The organism is Paenibacillus thermotolerans, assembly GCF_028745515.1.
Classification (GTDB): Bacteria; Bacillota; Bacilli; order Paenibacillales; family YIM-B00363; genus Paenibacillus_AE; species Paenibacillus_AE thermotolerans.
Genome location: NZ_JAQZSG010000038.1, coordinates 26,061 through 42,957 on the forward strand (window position 1 = coordinate 26,061; position 16,897 = coordinate 42,957).

Here is a 16,897-nt window from a genome sequence, read left to right on the forward strand (position 1 = left end):
ACGAAACAAACATCAGAAATTCCGTTCACCAAACTGACGTTCCAGATAATGTTCAACAAGCTCGTCCACCCACAATTCTTGATGCAGCTTTAAACACTTCTTAGCTATTACCTCAATTAAGTCAGCGTCCCACTCGCAGTGCATTTGAACGACTCTGTTCTTCTCCGCTTGCGTCATTGGAATGCCCCTGGAAACATGCTGAGAGTAAGTCCCCTTTCCCATGAACCAAGCGCGAAAAGCGATCGGATACCTAAATTGAAGTCCTTGTGCGATACTTAATCCTGCTGCATCCAAATCGCCGGCGTACCATAGCTCAGTATCTTTGCCGGCTCCGACCAGCCAATCCAATAATCGAAGAACAGACGCAGACGGCTGCCCGTTGCCGCAGACGATGACCGGCTCCTTCCCCGCAACTTCATCACGGCTTCGCCGCATATCGGCATCGACCAACTCAGCAAAAATGGAAGGATTCTCTACCATAAAGATGCAAACCCCGTTCGATCTTTCCTTTTCGGATAATGCTTCCACTTGCCTAAGCGTAAGGATTCGCTCTTCTCGTTGACCCAGTAGTCCTGGCGCATAAAGCATTACTTGCGACGAGATATCGTCGTCAGCAACGCCGCTTCGCCGATAAATGTCACGAATGAGAAGTGCTTGCGAGCCTGTTGGCGTAAAGGAAGTCGAAGCCTCATCTTCCCCCTGCTCCTCGAAGTCCGCATCGGTCGACAGCCCGCTTAAAGCTTGCAGCCCCCACCAAAACAATCGCCCCAACGAATATTTCCAATCAAATGCATGGGCATCCCCGGTAATTTGCGCAGATAAAATCGGCAATCGAATCGCTTTTTCCCGATGAATTGTCCTCACCATTTGCAAGCCTAGTAAACAATGCGTTAGGCATTGTGCGGCGTCTTCTGGCCCTTCCTTCGCAAACAAATGTCGAAGCGTTCGCGCCCCTTTGGCGGTCTCCTCGCGAATACCGGAGGCCCAGACTAAAAGCGGTTCATCCGTATCTGCCCTAATCCCAGAGTCTTGTATCGCTTGATCGACCAGAGCGCGCCACCGAGCATTAACGACTTCTGTCTGTTCCGTCCTCGTCAAGACCGTGTCTCCGCTCATGATTGCCAACAACTCCGGAATCGACAAGGCGAACCTGCTATCCTTAAGAATCGTTTCAAATTGTTTAATCGAGTATCTTTTCGTTAAACGTCCCTCGCTAGCCGTATACGTTCCATAATAATCATCCAAAGTTTCACGCTCTTCCTCCGTCACGTGCTGCAGCGTAACGAATCCGCGCGCCCCCGACTTTGACGATTCATAACGATTCTTAAGCTCTTCGAGGAACCTTTTAAACCCGATCCGTCCAAAATACTGCCTTATCGCAACCTCCCGATTCACGCGCCGACCTCTTCCTCATGAGGAGCAGCAGGCTCCAAAATTTTCCCGTTCCATCTGTAACGCATTACTGTTACGAAGTTGGCATCTTTAGGTCTGTAAATTTCACAGATCGCAAGTTTAGGAACCGTATCATAGCATCCCCACAGCACTTGCGAGGTCATCATATAATCGAAATCCATTTCCGTAAGCAACCCGAACAGGTCACGAATGTTCTCTTCGTCTACGCCGGCGAACGCTTCATCCAGCGATATGATCTTCGGTGCGTCAGGGCGGGCGTCCGCATAGCGGGAATAAGTTGCTGCGAACAACGGAATATACATCGACATTGCTTTCTCGCCGCCGCTCAGCACGTTGAATCGAGCATCCGTCAGCTCCCTGTATTGCGTCTCGTCACCCTTCTTATATCGAAGCGAAAACTGAAACCACGAACGATAATCCAACATGTCGTAAATATGCTTACGCAGCGCTTCCCGCTCCTCCACGGCTTCTTGTTTCGCCCACTGCACGCGCGAGCGGAAGTGCGCGACCAACTGCTCGATCTCATCGTCATGGAGCAGATGCGCATCCCTCCGCAACAACGTTACGAGCTCATCGGTGTTTAATTCCGATTCCGAATTCGCCGCCTTAGGAAGCCACTGCAGCTGAAGCTTCAAACCGCTCGAAGTATCCCGCTCCGCCATTAAACGATTCATGTCCTTCAGCCATTGCTCGGCACGTTGAATGCGTTGACGAATCGACTTGCCGACACTGCGCAAAATGATTTCTTCGAACAATTCCCGGTCCTTCTCGCTTAAATATCTCTCTTGCTCCGCAATCATCGCCTCGATTTCTGTAAAGAGAGCGGACGGCTTCTGCGGCCGATTACGATCCCGCATCGAAACGATCGTGATGCGCCCTTGCTCGTTAATTTCGGCTTCCAACACATATTCTGCCAAGAGGTGCTTGGAGGCGTTATAATAATCTTGGAGCGTACCGCTCAACTTTTCCCGGTTAGAGCGGGAAACTAACGGTTCCACCTTCGTTACGATCGCTTTGCACTCCGCCAACACTTCGCGCTCTGCATCCTCTTTCAGCTGTTGATCCATCGTTTCGGGTACCAACCGCAGCCGCCACTCCGTTAAGAAGGAGCGATACGCTCGGTAATACCGTTCGGCAGATTCGCGCCCTTGTTCTTCCGCATTCGTCTGACGTTCTTGCAACCGACCAATACGGCCCGCCAAACCGGTTATTTCGCCGATCAATCGATTCTCATCGTTTTTCAGTTGCTGCTTACTCCGTTTCAACTCGCTGATTCGTGCGTGCAAATCCCCGATACCAAGCTCGTCCATCAGCTTTCGCAGCTGCTTCGCTTTCTCGGCAAGCTCTCGTTGCTTTAGAAGAAGCTCGTCCCGATTGTCTTGTTCCGTCTCCGCCAACTCCGCTTGCAGCTTTGCTTCTTCTTCTAGGGATTGCGCCTCGATATTCTTTTGACGATACTCCCTCCAATCGGATTGAAGCTGCGAAATTCCTTCGAGATAACCGCCCATTGCACGCAACGCATCTTGTAAATCGACTAGCGTCTTGAGGCGAGTCCAACGAGATACGGCGACGATCAGTTGCTGCTTTAACTCCGACCAATACCGCTGCTTCTCCCGCAGTTCCTCAGCCTTCTTCTGCTCCTGTTCCAACAGAATCCGAAACCTGGACTCAGCTTCGTACTGCGACTTCCAGGCGGTGACCAACGTTTCATGAAACATGTCATGAAGCGGAAAGCGAGACAATTCTGCCTCAATGTCTTCAATGGACGACTCCGACGAACGGATCGCAGCATTCAATAGCTCAATCTGCTCCATGCAATCGTCTATCAAACGCTGAAGACGTGCAATCTCAGCGCGTTTAAACTGCTTTTGAGCCTCTTTCCCGATATATTGCGCCTGATGCTTCGCCCCGTCCATTTTTCCTACAAGCGGCCCAAGCTGATAAAAGTTTCTGCCAATTGCAGATCCAGTTGGCTCCATTGCCAAAGATGCGGGATCGAATACTTCTCCCCAAGCAAAGGAACGCAGCGCCGCTTCGATCTGTTGCTCCGTCAGCCCCGACTCGACGGAAGGAAGCGGCCGCAACACATCTGCTAATGTATAGCCCCACTCAAGGGGCTGCGACGCGATCCAAACTTCTTCATCGTTCGGCTGAACGCGGCCAATGTGCCCGTCCGGCCGAATCCACGCGTCAAGTACACCGCTTTGCAACAAAGCGTATTCAACGCTTGCTTGCTGTTCCGGACCGATATGCGGGTGAAATTCGCATACCTCGTAAAGCGGCGCGCCTTGCCCTTGGCCGTATCGCGCGCGTGTACCGACCCTTGACTCGGTTCGCGGCGGTTCAGGCTCGCGCGACTGCTCCCACGATTTCTTCTCCTCCGCCAATTGATCGAGATCGGCTTTCAGAGCTTGCACTTTCTGTTCTTGTTCCAGCTTCAAAATAAGAAACTCCTGCTTCTGTTGTTCCGCCGCTTGACGTGCCGGTCGAAGCACCGATTCGACGTCTTGTTGCTTGAACGACAAGACGCTGCTTGCCGAGAACATCGACTGCACCGCAGTTTCGTCCAATCGTAATTGCCGCAGCGACTGCTTCCATTCGAGTAATCGATCTTTCCAATGCTGCAGCGCCGACGCCGCGGCTTCTTCCTCGCTGCGCAACTGCACCTCCGCCTGATCCCGCTCGGCGCGAATCGAACCAAGCTGTTTATCGTATTCCGTAACGAGCAGACCCGCTTCCCTTTCTTGTTCCGCTTTCTTCTTTGCCTCTTCAATCGCTTGAACATGCTTGTCCACGTCATTACGCCATGCCGAAAGAAACGTCAGCTCCTCCGGGGGATGCGGACTCCAATATCTAGCGTAAATATAATGCTCCGAAAATTCGATATCGCCTGCCAAACCGTCGAGCTCTTCAAGGGTATCGCGCTGCGTCCTCAACAACTCGTTTTGCTTCTTTCTCGCTTGGTCTGCCGATATTTCCGCCTTCTCTTGCTTTTGAAGCGCTAACGTGAGCCGATTTTGCGCTTGAGTGACGTACTGCTCCGTTTCCGAAAGCAACTTCTCAGCTTGCTCCAGCTCCCGTTGTTTCTCCATCGCTTCGCTTCTTCCGATCAAATCCAACTCCGTCTCGACTGCCAATAACGCTTGCGCTGTTTCGTCTTGACGAATTTTCGTTTGTTCTTCTTCCTGCTGCGCCTGCATCAAATCCTTGCGAACCTCCGCAATTTGCCGCTCCGCCGCTTCTTGGTTCGCCCGGGTTTCAAGCAACGCCGTCCCGCTTTGATACAGCAAAAAACGGTTATATTGGTCATAGCTGCGACTGATCTTGTCCAGTTCGAGCTTATGAAGCTTTAACTCTTCGAGACGGTCCGCCAGCTGATCCATGTCCTCCATCACTTCGGACAACGGACGAAGCTCCTCCTCTTGAAGCGGCGGCAACGCTTGGTTAAGAATATCGTATATCGCCGTAGGTTTTACGTCTTTTGAAAGTTTCGGACTCCGCAGCTGGATAAGCAACTGAAGCAAGTCCCCGTATGCTTCTTTATCGTGGTACCCAAACAACGTGCGGTTCACAAGATCACGATATGCCCGCTGTTCTTGAACGACTTGACCTCCGGAACCGATCCGTTCTTCCAGAGCTTTGCGGTCAAGCGGAAATTTGCCTTGACCCTCAAGAAGCAACACGCGATCGTACAACCAGAAATCTTGATTCATACGGCGGCCGTCTTCCAGCACAAAACCCCAGAAACCGACCTGCGCCATACCGCGCCTCGCCCTAAGGCCAATACCGATCGTCTTGTAAATGTTCTTAGCCGGATGATAAAACTCTAACCATAGATATCCCGTTCGGTCCGAATGCTCATCCTTATCCCCGAGTAAGTAGTACTCGATTTTCCGATCTTTCGAGCCGAACGGATCAAGCCGGTGCGGCCGCTTATCTCCGTCGAGAACGAGCGGAATGAAGCTTTGCATCGTCACCGACTTGCCGGCGCCGTTCGTCCCGCGAAGCACAAGCCGGCCGTCCTCCAGGATGAACTCCTCATCCTCGTAAAACCAAAAATTAAGAATTCCGGCACGGTTCATCTGCCAACGATGGCTCATTTGTGCTTCTCCTATTTCTTCTATGCTCATATCTGACCCGCCTCCTCCTCATCCAACGAATAATCCGCATTCCAGCGCGACACGATCGCCGAAACGACAAACCGCGAGCCGCTTTCGCCTTTGTTCTTCCATGTGCCAAGCTTCCATTCGGCCATATGGTCGGTCAGCGCCACTGCCAGTTCGCTCAATCCCATCTCCCGATGTTCTTTGCTCCAGAAGTCGCCGTATTTTTGCTTTAATAAATAAATAATGGCTTCGACATCTGTTTGCGTCAGTTCGACGGTTCCTTGTTCGGTTACATACCAATCCCGGGTATCCAGACGTCTACGCAGTTCTCCTGCAAACAACAGGACGAGATCGGATACGCCGGCCGCTGTCGGAAACAGCGTGCATTCCGCCGTCAGTTCGGGATAGAAAAAAAACAATCCTTCGCGGTACCGACTTCCTTCCATTCCAAACATAAAGCGCAGATTGTCCATGATTGCTCGGCGTTGCGTCACCACATAGTATAAATCGTCCGCGCTCCACTCCCGATCGGCTACGACGGGTTCGATCAGCAGCCGCCGATACACCCGGTGACGCCGCTTGCGCTGTTCCCCGTCGCTCGTTTCCGGATACAGCAACTGTTCCTGATGATCGTCGATATTTCGGTATTGCTTGAGCTCCCTTGGAAAATTCCGCAATACGAACCGGGCCAACGGTGCGCACTCGTAAAGCACATTTTTCTGCGTGTTGTGCGCCCAATCCGCCTCCTCGCCGTCGATGTGAACAAGTACGCCTAACTGGCGCAGCTTCTTCAGCGCACGTACCATCGACAATCGATGCTGATAATTTTCCCAGTCCAACGAAATGTTCGTCGTCCTGACTTGCTCGCTCACTTGTTCGACGATATCGGTAAGTACGAATTGATCCAGTTCCGTCTTCGACTCCAAAAACCACAAACAATACGCAAACAGGGCGTAATCGCGAGGATCGCGAAATTCCGGAAAGCCCATCCACGGCTCCGCGATCAACGGCGATTTGTCGAGCTTGGCCATTGTCCGGGTTATAATCAATAAAAAACCCGTATATTCGGCAAACCAATCGCGCAACTCCGTATATTGATCCTTGATCCAATAAAACAGCTCCGGATCCTGTTCCTTCGTAATCCAAGGACGGTTAAGCAATGCGTGAGCGCACGTCCGACGCCGTTCGTTCCACTGCTCGGCATCCGCCCGCTTGTTCGTGCGCATTCTGCGGATGGCATAAGACGTAGTCCCTCCTCTAGCCACGAACGACGCCCCCCTCCGACACTTCGATTCGATAGTTCCGCATGTGCAAATCGCCGTCTTCCGAGCGAAGCACCGCCTCGTCCCGCGCATTCGGAATCTTCATCGAGATTCGTTGTCCGTCGGCTGTGACGAACGATCTCGAAGACGAAGCCGTACAGCGCCCGATCCATTGCAGCAGTTGCATTCGTTCCTTGCGCTTCAACACCGGCAGCTCTGATACCGGCACTTCGCCGTAGCTTTTCATTTTTTCAACGAATGCCCGCTCCTCCGCCAACTGCGCCTCGACCTGCGCCCGGTACGCCTCGCGTTTCGCCGCGTAACTCCGCATGGGCTCCGATACCGAGCGTGCCGTTCGTTTGCGGCTGCGTGTTCGAATGAGCCGAACGTTCGGCGGCTCCGTCCACGTTGAAGCGTCCGATCGTTCCGTATCACGGACGTCTTCCCCTTGCAGATGTCGAGTCGGGAACAAACCGAATACATATGCAGCGTAACAATGAGCTTCCTCTAAGCTTTCGATGGCGGCGAATCGTTCGGCGACCGCTTCAAGATCGTTGCGCCTGCTGACGCCTCCGCGCCTTCGCTCTTGAAGGCGAACTGCGCTGCGTACCACCTTGGCGATTGCTTCCTTGGTCGCTTTCTCGAGCAAGGTCAACTCGCTTAGCTCCACACCGTCCCCTACAAACCATCGTCTTACGTTCAACCAGCCCTGCAAATATTCCGCCTGCAGTACGTCCACTGGCTTTGCTTCTTCTAATCGCGGTCTCCGAAGTTCATCCTCCAGCACCCTTTCCAAATACAAGTCTCTTAGACCGTCGCCGATCTTCAGCAGCTGTCCTTCGATTTTGTATGCGCCTCGTTGGAGTCCTTTGACAAAGTACTGCAAATAATTGACGAGATTATCCTTTAACGCAAGAAAGCCGTCCGTCGCCATCATTTCTTCGGCTTGCATGGTATGCATGCTCGCGATGAAATCCGTCGCATTGTCGTGCATCGTTTTGAAGGCGACATATAGTTTCTCCCAAATTTGCAACGCTTCTCCGGGCTCCAGCAAGTCCGCCTTGCTCCGGATTTCCTGCAAACAAGCTGATATCGTATCGAAGTACGTCGTCTCAAGAGAACCGCCGAAGCCTTTCACCTTCTCCAGCGTCTCCAGCATCCGCTCAATCTCAATAGAGTATGGCGTCAGCAAATACTGACTTCTCTTTCGCATATACTCCTCGAGCGACAGCGCACGTCCGCCGTCATGGCGAGACGTCACATTTCCCCAGCCCTTCAAGCTTTCGAGATCCGACTGGCACTGATCCAATGTGTAATCCGCTAGAACGCCGAGGTCTCGGACACCTTCGTAAATTTCTTCCGGACGGAGCCAATACCGTAAACGTTGATACTCTACATACATGTATCGCATAATGGCGCGATATCTCGATACATTTTGCGCTGTCAAATAACTCAATTCCGTAACCGCCCGCAAGCTGGCAGGAGATATAATTTCGTCCACCCGACACTCCCTCCCTCAATGATTCTATTTTATCAACTGACGACGCGCGCGACGACTGCTACTAGTTGGGAGAGGCGAGGTACATTTTGCCTTTCAACTGAATGTACTTTTGTGCGACGGCGACAACTTTTTCACGAGGCGCAAAAGCAAGATGATTCATCGGTACCCACCTTGTGTCGCCCTTTAATAAGTCCCAGTACACAACTTCTCGATATTGAGGCAGTGGAGCTTCAAGTCGGAAGGTAGATAAAGTGTTGAACACCGGCGGCCACTGATGTACCGTGTCCAATCTGCCGTATTCGAAGAAAACAATTCTGCTTCGCTTAGCCTCGTACGCATAGGTGAAAGGAATTTCCAACGATACCCTTGTATTTAATTCGTTTTTTCCCAACACAAAGAGGTTTTGGTGATATGTGAGTATTTCAAAGACATCCGAGTAGTTGTGTTGCGCGATTTGGATGAAATGATTCAGAAACTGCTTTGTTAATTGTCTAGCGTAGGGTTGATCTGCATATCGTTCATACTGGTAAAATCCGGAGCCTCCAAACATGAGTTTCAATTGCTGCTGCATGTCCCTAATCGCCAATGCAAAATGTAGCTTCCCTGTGCTTGGAATCCCAAAATAAGCACGATAAAAATTGTAAATTGACGGACATCTCACCCACAATTCCTCCCTGCCTCCGAGCCAAGCTCGTTATTAACTAAAGCGTAGACCGATCAACCAAAAGTTTTCAATCCCCCCTCAGTTTTATGGTTTAAATAACAACAGTTAATGGTTGATAGAGAACGAATGTTCCGTTATATTTATAGGTAAGAACTGCAAATTATAAAGCAAGGCGGAGGATAATAATGAATCGAGTCGAGAGTGCACTCTGTGAGAACGGCGATAAACAGGAACAAATCGTTCAAGGTTTGCTTGAAGAAGCTGACTTTCTTACCCGAATAAACCACGCAGAAATTCGAAGAGAGCGGTTCATTAAAGGTCAGACATGCCCAAACTGCTTTCAAACTTTCGGAAAATACTGTTCCAACATCGTGAAGTACGGGAATGTCACAGGAACCCAATGGCAGAGATACCGATGCCAGGAGTGCAAACATACATATAGCGACTTAACGAATACGTTTTTTCATCGAAGCAGAAACGTCCACAAATGGCCTGAGTTTATTAAATATGCGATGGTCGATAGACTTCCGATAAAACAAATTGCCAAACTCATCAAGGTTCATCCGAATACAGCTTATGCTTGGCAAAAGAAGTTAATGGAATTTGTGCAACGTTTCCTGCCGAACAAACAATACCAATCCAATGATACAAACACCCACGAACAAACAACGGTCTTGGTCCGATGCAGTAATAAGGGCATCTCCGTAAAATCATCTAACTCAGCACAACAACCGACTGTTCCGGTTCTTGTCTCCATGCACAAAGAAAATCCAAGTCATGTCCTTCTAAGTACCCCTTTGTTACATCAAGGGGATCAATTTTCCCTTTCTACTTCTTCTACACAAATACAGAGCATCGAAAAGAAATTTCACGAATATTTGAAGAATAAACGTGGTATTTCCACACGTAATCTTCCTCTCTATTTAACTTGGTTTCGAATGCTGACCCTTGTAGAGACTATAAATCCTGAGATTTTACCGAATGAGATGATAAAAATATGTTTAGATAAATGGAATTTATCAAAGTCTAACAGGCTATTAAAAAGATTGATCTAGGATTTTACAAACAACCGTTAACTGTGATTGTTTTTTTAATATAAACGGCTGAACGAAGGGGATACCGTCCAAAAGGATAAGACGACTGCACGGCTCAAGCGCCAAAAACTGTCAGCTAATAAAATACGCTTTAAATTTCGATTACCTGAAAAAAAGGAAAAACACCCGAAATAAAGCTCCGGGTGTTGTCTTTTCTTAACCTCTATTCACAATCCTCTGTCAGACTATATTTAAACTTTAGTACGACTTATTAAGCTTTGGGTAAACATTTCTCTTGATCCGACAGGCGGCCTAGTGCATTTTGTTAAACCCTAAGCGAGCCACGAAACCCTCTTGCAGCATAATAGGATTCTGCTCCATTGTGATACACAAAGACAGTGTCGTAGCGGCGGTCACAAAAGATAGCTCCGCCGAGTTTTCTAATATTGGCAGGTGTTTGAACCCAGCTCGATGTTTTTGTATCGAAATTTCCCAGTTTTTGCAGCTCCCGGTATTCTTCTTCCGTTAACAGCTCAATGCCCATGGCAGCCGCCATATCCATTGCATTATTTTCCGGCTTATGTTCTTTCCTTGACTCCAATGCTTCACGGTCGTAACAAATACTTCGGCGGCCTTTGGGACTTTCCGCTGAACAATCGTAAAAAATGTATTCGCCCGTATTTTTATCATAACCGACAACATCCGGCTCGCCGCCGGTTCTTTCCATTTCATTGAGCGACCACAGCTTTTCAGGATTCGCTTCGAGCTTAGCTTGTACTTCAGCCCATTCAAGACCTTGATGCCGGTTCATGTTTTTCTCAAAACGGGTTTTCAAAGTTATGAGTATTTCTTCACGTTGTTCCGGTGGCAACTCCTTGTTATTGCTCATATCAATTCGGTTAGCCATGTAAGTTCCTCCCTCAAATGCTACTTTCTCACGAGCAACGCACAGCACTCCACAAACTGTTACCTTGGAACGAACCGCCCCCAAGAAACGTTTATCCAAAGTATAAATAGGAAGAGAACTCAAATCAAATCAAGGAACAAACAACCTGAAACATGTGTTGAGTGAATTCATATTGATTCAATGTTGACAAAACCCATCGGAATTCTCTATAATCAAGTTCATTCTGTAATCATATTCATTACTTTCTTCCAGAATCGGGTGATAAGAGAATGAAAACAACGAATAAGCGGGTCGGAGAGCAATTCATACCTTGGATTTTCCCTTTCATAGCGATTGTACTTTGGCAAATACTCGGACAATCCGGGATCATCAGCTCTTCCATACTGCCTACCCCACTAAAAGTCGTAGACGCGGCGATTCAATTAACGAAGTCCGGTAAATTGCAAGAGCATGTGTTGATTAGCACACAACGGGCTCTTATCGGATTTTTCATTGGCGGCGTCATCGGTTTTGTTCTTGGCCTATTAAACGGGACGATTAAGTTTTTTGAAAGAACAACGGATACCACGATGCAAATGATCCGTACCATCCCCCATTTGGCGCTGATTCCGCTTGTCATCCTGTGGTTCGGAATCGGCGAATCCGCCAAAATATTTCTCGTTGCACTCGGCGTCATGTTTCCGGTCTACATAAACACTTTTAGCGGCATTCAAAATGTGGACCGCAAACTCATTGAGATGGGAACCGTTTATGGACTATCCAAGTGGAAATTGTTTGTGAACATTATTTTGCCCGGCGCCTTATCTTCCATATTGGTAGGTATTCGTTACGCACTTGGCGTCATGTGGATGTCTTTGATTGTGGCGGAGACGATCGGCGCAGATTCGGGAATTGGCTTTATGGCGACGAGCGCCCGTGAATTCATGCAAATGGACATTGTCGTGTTAACCATTGTTCTATACGCGATCCTAGGGAAGCTGTCCGATGTCATTGCGAAAATGTTTGAAATCCGCTTTTTGCAATGGAATCCTGTATTCCGTAAGAAGTAACTGCCGGAAGCATCTGTGGGGGTGATGCCATGTTTACTATTCAACTGAAGAACGTTAGCAAAAGCTACGGTGATAATGAGGTATTACATAATATTGATTTATCGATCGAGCAAGGAAGCTTTACGGCCATTGTCGGGCGAAGCGGATGCGGAAAAAGCACGTTGCTGCGAATTATCGCAAAGCTGGAGCAAATCACCAAAGGCAGCATGCATTTTTCCGGTAAAGATGCGAACGATCCGAAGATCCGGATCATGTTCCAAGATGACAGACTTTTGCCCTGGAAAAATATTATCAAAAATATTGAACTTGGGGCGGTCAATCCGACTGTGGCGAAAGAATCCCTCGAAAAAGTCGGTCTCATCATGAAACAAAAGGATTGGCCCGATCAGCTGTCCGGCGGACAAAAACAACGTGTTGCCCTGGCCCGTGCATTAGCAAGCAATCCGGATATTTTGCTTTTTGATGAGCCGCTTGGCGCACTTGACGCGCTAACCCGGATTGAAATGCAGAACTTAATCGAAGAGCTCTGGCAGCAACAAAAGTTCACCTCTCTTCTCGTTACCCACGATGTAACGGAAGCCGTGCGTTTGGCGGACCGCGTGATCGTGATTGACAAAGGTGTCATTCAGTTAGATGAACGGATTGACTTGCCGAGGCCTCGGGAACGGAATGATAAGTTTACCTTTTATGAGAAAAAAATCTTACATCAAATTTTAGGAGAGTAGAACAACATGAAAAAATCATTATTATTTACTTTAGTTGCCGTATTCGCTTTGGTGTTAGCTGCTTGCGGAAACGGTTCTGCCGGCAAATCTGCCAGCGGATCAAGCGATCAAAAAGGCGTCATTACGATTGGGTATCAAAAAGGAAATACGTTAAACATTTTGAAAGAGCACGGTAATTTAGATAAAGCGTTAAGTGAAAAAGGCTATAAAGTAGAATGGAAAGTGTTCCCTACCGGTACGGTTTTATTGGAAGCTTTAAATACGAACAATATCGACTTCGGCCATGCTTCTGACGGTAATGCCGTATTTATGCAAGCCGGCGGGCATCCTTTGAACTATGTTGCATCCGAATCTCCTTATCCGGAAGGCGTCGCATTGGTTGTCAAAGCAGATTCCGAGATTCAAAGCGTAAACGACTTGAAAGGAAAAACGATCGGAGTAACCAAAGGCGGCAACCAGCATTATTTGCTCTTAGTTACCTTAGAGAAGGCCGGTATTGCTTTGGACGAAGTAAACATTAAGTTTTACAAAGATGCCGCGGAAGGCTTGGCTGCCTTTACGAAAGGCGAGTTTGACGTATACGGTACATGGGATCCATACTTATCCATCGTAGAGAACACAGTGGAAACGCGCACCATCGTCAATGGCACCGGCAATTCGGAAAATCGAACGTTCTATTTTGCAACGAAAGACATGTTGGATAAAAATCCGGAAGTCGTGTCGATCATTTTGCAAGAATTGCAAAATGCCGATCAATGGGCCAACGAAAATAAACAAGAGATTTCGAACATTTTATCCGCCGAATTAGGGCTCGACGTGGCACCGATTCAAAAAGCCAATGATCGCCGTACGTTCGGTGTTCAGCAGATCGATGATGCGATCATTACAAGCCAGCAAAAGTTGGCCGACAAATTCGTTGAAGCAGGACTGCTGGATACTAAAATTAACATCAAAGACGCAGTTCATATCGACGAATCCATCATTCCAAGCAACATCAAGTAAAGGAGGATTAAACATGACACAAGTGATCGAAAACGCATTTTTAAGCTATGGTAAGGAAGATGCGCCAGTAAAAGTAGAAGTATTTTTGAATCTGGCTTGCCCGTATTGCGCAACATTTTTTCAAGCCGCCGACGATACATTAACCCCCTATATTGAGAACGGGCAAGTTCAATATGTGGTCAAACATTATGACAAGCCGCGCGAAATGCTTTTATATGGTACACTGGCAAACGCATTTTTAGATTATAAAGATCCGCAGCGAGTCTACGATTTAATGAAGGATTTATTCGCAAAACAGAGCCGGTGGAGCGAGTCCGACAGCCATTCGATTAAGAAGATGTTAACGGAAGAGTATGGTTTGCAAGAACAGCCTGATAATATCGACTTAAGCTTGCAAATTACGGCAGAAGCCATTAAACGTCATGTGAAGATGGTGCCGACCGTATTCATTAACGGAAAAGAGTTCCAATATCCTGTAGAAATTGATGCGAGCGGGTTGAAAGAGGAAGTTGAACAAGCTTTGTCTTAAGGCTTCGCTACAGATTGCACACAACCTCCCTTGTTTCCGTTGGAAACTTGGGAGGTTGTTTTGTTTACGTTAAGCATTGTTTGGCTTTTCCGGAATGCAAGGACAAAGGTGTATAGCCATAACAGCGAATTAAACGTAAGTCTCAACCAAGCATCCAGCAGAATGTTGAAATTGTGAGTACCTGATGTATTCCTACGATTTTCCGGCCGAGGCGATGATTGACGTCGCTCTCATGGAGGAGATGCCCCGCGGTCGCAGGATAAACGGCGAAGCGACGGATCAAGTCGCAAGGGGCCATTTTAAAGCTCAAGCGTCAGTAAGGGATGCTCGGCGCTTGGGCTATTATAAGCGATTGTTTCCGCATATTCTTGGAGGACTCATGATTATGTGTTAGCGAATTAACAAATCCATTTTTGAGATAACTTCCAGCAAGGTTTCTTGCGGCACTTTACTAATAAACGCTGCTTGTGTGGACTGCCAGTCGAGACTCTTGACCTGATCGGCGAGGATTACCCCCTCGATAGGTAAATCCTGCGGAATCAACACTTCGAAGGGGTAGCCTTTTCGCTTTGATGTTACCGGGCAAAGCAAAGATAGTCCTACCTTCCCATTATACGCTGCAGGAGATATAACCAAAGCAGGCCGCTTGCCTGCCTGCTCATGACCTGCCTGGGGGTTGAACTGTAACCAGACCAAGTCACCGCGATCCGGTACATACTCGTTAATTACCATGATTCCCTACCTTCCGGCTCGCCTGTCGATACCTCTTTATGAAGGTTATCGGGCGTTACCTGGGCAAGCAACTCCTCCAACGAAGTCGACTTAGGTTTGATTACGAGATGGCCGTCTTCCACATCAAGGTCAATCTCGGAGCCTTCCTCCAGCCCAACCTTCAAGGCAAGTGATTTCGGGATGCGAATGCCTAAGCTGTTACCCCATTTTTGAACCTGAACCATGGAACCGCCCCCTAAAAACGTTTATACAAAGTATAAACAAAATGCGAGAAACATTCAAACCAAATCAAGGTTCCGATCAGTAGGTAATGCTGGAACCCTTCCGCTCTAACCCCTTGTGCAANTGCCTAAGCTGTTACCCCATTTTTGAACCTGAACCATGGAACCGCCCCCTAAAAACGTTTATACAAAGTATAAACAAAATGCGAGAAACATTCAAACCAAATCAAGGTTCCGATCAGTAGGTAATGCTGGAACCCTTCCGCTCTAACCCCTTGTGCAATAAGATGTAGTATTTTGTTGTCGAAGCAATATATTGTAGGGAAAACCCGTTGGTATGTTATCGTAATAGGCGTTCACGAAGAAACCGCCCCTTATTCCTCGGGAGCGGTTTTCGAAGCCTTATGACATTTAGCGCAAGACGCTGTAGGTATGAGTGACGACACCTGTGGGGAACGTCTCGGTTGCTTCAAGTTTCAGCTTGATCTTGTTCAACCCTTCCGGGAACAAGCGCTGCCCGCTTCCAAGCACCACCGGGTAAGTCATCAGGCGGTATTCATCGATAAGATCAAGTTGGATAAGGGTTTTGATGAGATCGAGGCTGCCGAACACCAGAATGTCTTTGCCCGGCTGCTCTTTCAGTTTGTTGATTTCCTCCGCGATGTTGTCCCTGATCACGTGGGAATCGGGCCCCCAATCCGCCTTATCCAAGGTACGGGAGACAACGTACTTGGGACAGTTGTTCATCCATACGCCATATTCGCCGGTTTGTTCGATCATGTTCGGCCAAGCTTCGGCAAATCCTTCATACGTTTTGCGGCCGAGCAGTAGTCCTTCGCCGTTTTTCATTTCGTTGAACTTGAAGTTGTTTTGCTCATCGGTACCGAACTCGAACGTCCACATCGGGGCTTCACACACGCCGTCAAGCGAAATAAATTCCGATACGACAACTTTTCTCATTTTCCAGTCTCCTCTTCGTTTTTTTTGTATTTCAGCTTTTGTCTGACTTAAATATACACTTTCGGGAATATTCTTGTAAAGGCATATTTTGATTTTTTTCGCTTTATCATTATCAAAAGGAAGTATTGTCCAAAGTCCAATTTCACTTTCAGGACTGGCCGATAAGGTTACATTCGTGCCGACTTCGCAAGGGAGCAAGACGCGGTCATGATTGTGTTTGTCAAGGTACCGATATTGGAAAAATTGGCAGAGCGATTTGGGATGTTTTCTCGCTCTGATAAGTAGGCGCATGTATATAGCTTTATCGATTATTTGTTGTTTTTCACGGTTATTGCAGGGGTTTATTTGGAGTTGAGAAAAAGAAAGGGGTATGTATAAAAGACATATTGATGCAGCTGTTTGCTAGAGAAGACCATTATCAATTATTAGCTGAATCATGGTCTTCTACTCCCCGTTAAATATTACTCGAATTATCTAAACTGCAGTTGATGCAATTTCGCCAGAATACCATTCTCTTCAATGAGAGAATCATAGGTGCCTTCTTCTTCAATCCCGTTCTTTGTGACAACCATAACGCGATCCGCATCCATAATCGTTGCAAGACGATGTGCAATCACTATCGTTGTCCGGTTTTTCGCAAGATCTGCGAGGGAGGCTTGAATGATTTTCTCCGTTTCGATATCTAAGGCCGATGTTGCTTCATCCAAAATTAATATAGGCGGATTTTTTAAGAACATGCGTGCAATGGACAGCCTCTGCTTCTGCCCGCCGGACAGCTTCAATCCACGCTCT

Annotated in this window: 15 protein-coding genes; 5 read left to right on the forward strand and 10 right to left on the reverse strand. The window is 47.9% G+C overall.

From position 1 onward, the window contains the following. Nucleotides 1–12: 12 nt before the first annotated feature. The 5 genes from PT964_RS22510 to PT964_RS22530 all read right to left on the reverse strand — a co-directional run bounded on the left by PT964_RS22510 (nucleotide 13) and on the right by PT964_RS22530 (nucleotide 8,853). Nucleotides 13–1,395: a TIGR02679 domain-containing protein gene (locus PT964_RS22510; protein ID WP_274365610.1), complete on the reverse strand. Its 1,383-nt coding sequence runs from the start codon at nucleotides 1,393–1,395 to the stop codon at nucleotides 13–15. Further along, nucleotides 1,392–5,513, reverse strand: a complete 4,122-nt coding sequence (locus PT964_RS22515; RefSeq protein ID WP_274365611.1) for a TIGR02680 family protein — start codon at nucleotides 5,511–5,513, stop codon at nucleotides 1,392–1,394. Before PT964_RS22515 ends, PT964_RS22510 begins: the two co-directional genes overlap by 4 nt. A gap of 26 nt (nucleotides 5,514–5,539) precedes the next feature. Further along, nucleotides 5,540–6,784, reverse strand: coding sequence for a TIGR02678 family protein (locus tag PT964_RS22520; RefSeq protein ID WP_274365612.1), 1,245 nt, complete (start codon nucleotides 6,782–6,784; stop codon nucleotides 5,540–5,542). After that, nucleotides 6,777–8,282 carry a TIGR02677 family protein gene (locus tag PT964_RS22525; RefSeq protein WP_274365613.1) on the reverse strand — a complete coding sequence of 502 codons (1,506 nt, stop codon included), beginning with the start codon at nucleotides 8,280–8,282 and terminating at the stop codon, nucleotides 6,777–6,779. The genes PT964_RS22520 and PT964_RS22525 overlap by 8 nt, the downstream gene beginning before the upstream one ends. Nucleotides 8,283–8,343: 61 nt before the next feature. Next, nucleotides 8,344–8,853 (reverse strand): hypothetical protein, encoded by a 510-nt coding sequence (locus tag PT964_RS22530; RefSeq protein ID WP_274365614.1) that lies wholly within the window; start codon nucleotides 8,851–8,853, stop codon nucleotides 8,344–8,346. Nucleotides 8,854–9,131: 278 nt separating this feature from the next. On the opposite strand from PT964_RS22530, the gene PT964_RS22535 reads away from it, so the two are divergent. Continuing rightward, nucleotides 9,132–10,001 carry a hypothetical protein gene (locus tag PT964_RS22535; protein WP_274365615.1) on the forward strand — a complete coding sequence of 290 codons (870 nt, stop codon included), beginning with the start codon at nucleotides 9,132–9,134 and terminating at the stop codon, nucleotides 9,999–10,001. 304 nt (nucleotides 10,002–10,305) lie between these two features. Here PT964_RS22535 and PT964_RS22540 read toward each other — a convergent pair whose 3' ends face one another. Next, nucleotides 10,306–10,887 (reverse strand): DUF4256 domain-containing protein, encoded by a 582-nt coding sequence (locus PT964_RS22540; RefSeq protein WP_425262786.1) that lies wholly within the window; start codon nucleotides 10,885–10,887, stop codon nucleotides 10,306–10,308. A gap of 269 nt (nucleotides 10,888–11,156) precedes the next feature. On the opposite strand from PT964_RS22540, the gene PT964_RS22545 reads away from it, so the two are divergent. Genes PT964_RS22545 through PT964_RS22560 form a run of 4 tightly spaced genes read left to right on the forward strand, consistent with a single transcriptional unit; the run spans nucleotide 11,157 to nucleotide 14,192 of the window. Beyond that, nucleotides 11,157–11,936 carry an ABC transporter permease subunit gene (locus tag PT964_RS22545; RefSeq protein WP_274365616.1) on the forward strand — a complete coding sequence of 260 codons (780 nt, stop codon included), beginning with the start codon at nucleotides 11,157–11,159 and terminating at the stop codon, nucleotides 11,934–11,936. Nucleotides 11,937–11,965: 29 nt separating this feature from the next. Further along, nucleotides 11,966–12,661 carry an ABC transporter ATP-binding protein gene (locus PT964_RS22550; protein WP_274365617.1) on the forward strand — a complete coding sequence of 232 codons (696 nt, stop codon included), beginning with the start codon at nucleotides 11,966–11,968 and terminating at the stop codon, nucleotides 12,659–12,661. A 6-nt stretch (nucleotides 12,662–12,667) separates the two neighbouring features. Beyond that, nucleotides 12,668–13,663 (forward strand): aliphatic sulfonate ABC transporter substrate-binding protein, encoded by a 996-nt coding sequence (locus PT964_RS22555; protein WP_274365618.1) that lies wholly within the window; start codon nucleotides 12,668–12,670, stop codon nucleotides 13,661–13,663. 13 nt (nucleotides 13,664–13,676) lie between these two features. Further along, nucleotides 13,677–14,192, forward strand: a complete 516-nt coding sequence (locus tag PT964_RS22560; RefSeq protein WP_274365619.1) for a thioredoxin domain-containing protein — start codon at nucleotides 13,677–13,679, stop codon at nucleotides 14,190–14,192. 390 nt (nucleotides 14,193–14,582) lie between these two features. Here the strand turns inward: PT964_RS22560 and mazF are convergent, their stop codons facing one another. From mazF to PT964_RS22580, 4 genes are all read right to left on the reverse strand, one after another. Continuing rightward, nucleotides 14,583–14,924 carry an endoribonuclease MazF gene (mazF, locus tag PT964_RS22565; RefSeq protein WP_274365620.1) on the reverse strand — a complete coding sequence of 114 codons (342 nt, stop codon included), beginning with the start codon at nucleotides 14,922–14,924 and terminating at the stop codon, nucleotides 14,583–14,585. Then, complete coding sequence (locus tag PT964_RS22570) at nucleotides 14,918–15,148, reverse strand: AbrB/MazE/SpoVT family DNA-binding domain-containing protein (RefSeq protein ID WP_274365621.1); 231 nt, start codon at nucleotides 15,146–15,148, stop codon at nucleotides 14,918–14,920. The genes mazF and PT964_RS22570 overlap by 7 nt, the downstream gene beginning before the upstream one ends. A 408-nt stretch (nucleotides 15,149–15,556) precedes the next feature. Continuing rightward, nucleotides 15,557–16,105: a dihydrofolate reductase family protein gene (locus PT964_RS22575; RefSeq protein ID WP_274365622.1), complete on the reverse strand. Its 549-nt coding sequence runs from the start codon at nucleotides 16,103–16,105 to the stop codon at nucleotides 15,557–15,559. A gap of 470 nt (nucleotides 16,106–16,575) precedes the next feature. Further along, a partial coding sequence (locus tag PT964_RS22580; RefSeq protein WP_274365623.1) for an ATP-binding cassette domain-containing protein occupies nucleotides 16,576–16,897 on the reverse strand: 322 nt, incomplete at its 5' end.

Excerpts from the sequence above, each read along its gene's own strand:
- PT964_RS22555 (WP_274365618.1), top strand. The coding sequence starts at position 12,668 with ATGAAAAAATCATTATTATTTACTTTAGTTGCCGTATTCGCTTTGGTG.
- PT964_RS22560 (WP_274365619.1), top strand. The coding sequence starts at position 13,677 with ATGACACAAGTGATCGAAAACGCATTTTTAAGCTATGGTAAGGAAGAT.
- PT964_RS22540 (WP_425262786.1), bottom strand. The coding sequence starts at position 10,887 with ATGGCTAACCGAATTGATATGAGCAATAACAAGGAGTTGCCACCGGAA.
- PT964_RS22515 (WP_274365611.1), bottom strand. The coding sequence starts at position 5,513 with ATGAGCCATCGTTGGCAGATGAACCGTGCCGGAATTCTTAATTTTTGG.
- PT964_RS22575 (WP_274365622.1), bottom strand. The coding sequence starts at position 16,105 with ATGAGAAAAGTTGTCGTATCGGAATTTATTTCGCTTGACGGCGTGTGT.
- PT964_RS22530 (WP_274365614.1), bottom strand. The coding sequence starts at position 8,853 with ATGCAGCAGCAATTGAAACTCATGTTTGGAGGCTCCGGATTTTACCAG.
- mazF (WP_274365620.1), bottom strand. The coding sequence starts at position 14,924 with ATGGTAATTAACGAGTATGTACCGGATCGCGGTGACTTGGTCTGGTTA.
- PT964_RS22545 (WP_274365616.1), top strand. The coding sequence starts at position 11,157 with ATGAAAACAACGAATAAGCGGGTCGGAGAGCAATTCATACCTTGGATT.
- PT964_RS22570 (WP_274365621.1), bottom strand. The coding sequence starts at position 15,148 with ATGGTTCAGGTTCAAAAATGGGGTAACAGCTTAGGCATTCGCATCCCG.
- PT964_RS22550 (WP_274365617.1), top strand. The coding sequence starts at position 11,966 with ATGTTTACTATTCAACTGAAGAACGTTAGCAAAAGCTACGGTGATAAT.
- PT964_RS22535 (WP_274365615.1), top strand. The coding sequence starts at position 9,132 with ATGAATCGAGTCGAGAGTGCACTCTGTGAGAACGGCGATAAACAGGAA.